This is a genomic window from Cupriavidus basilensis, assembly GCF_029335485.1.
In the GTDB taxonomy this organism is placed as follows: domain Bacteria; phylum Pseudomonadota; class Gammaproteobacteria; order Burkholderiales; family Burkholderiaceae; genus Cupriavidus; species Cupriavidus basilensis_E.
This window is the reverse complement of record NZ_JARJLM010000585.1, coordinates 1-651: the sequence shown is the minus strand read 5'-3', so window position 1 is coordinate 651 and position 651 is coordinate 1. Positions and strand designations below refer to the sequence as shown.

Below are 651 nucleotides of genomic sequence, written 5' to 3'. Positions count from 1 at the left end.
GCAGTGTGCGCGCGGCGGCTTCATCGCAAGCGAGCAGCCGGGCGCTGCGCAGGCTGCCCGCCTGCCACTCCAGTACCGGCGGGCGTACCACATGCCCGGCAAGCCACTGCCGCTCGGGCGGCGGCTGCCACGCCGCCACGCCGCCTTGCGCCAGCACCAGATCGTCGCGTCCGTTCATGCCGCACCATCCTGGCCGGCAGCCTGGCGCAGCAGCACGGCGGCGCGCCGCACCGCGCGCACGATCTCCACATGCGTGCCGCAGCGGCAAAGATTGAAGCGCAGCGCCTCGCGGATCTGCGCTTCGTCAGGGGAGGGCGTTTCTGTCAGCAGCGCCTTGGCGGTCATGATCATGCCGTTCAGGCAGTAGCCGCACTGCGCCGCCTGTTCATCGATGAACGCCTGCTGCACCGGGTCGGGGTGCGCCGGCGTACCCAGTCCGTCCAGCGTGGTGACGGCATGATGCGCCACGGCCTTGACCGGGATCACGCAGGAGCGCGCCGCCACGCCGTCCACCAGCACCGTGCACGCGCCGCACTGGCCCAGGCCGCATCCGTACTTGGGCCCGTTGCAGGCAAGGTCGTTGCGCAGGATATAGAGCAGCGGCGTGTCGGGGTCGACCTCGGGGTCGAGCTGGTACGTGGTCCGGTTGAC

At 70.8% G+C, this 651-nt stretch carries 1 protein-coding gene; it reads right to left on the bottom strand.

All coding sequences use genetic code 11. From position 1 onward, the window contains the following. Positions 1 to 174 precede the first annotated feature (174 nt). On the bottom strand, positions 175 to 651 hold a 477-nt coding region (locus P3W85_RS36565; protein ID WP_276268368.1), incomplete at its 5' end, for a (2Fe-2S)-binding protein.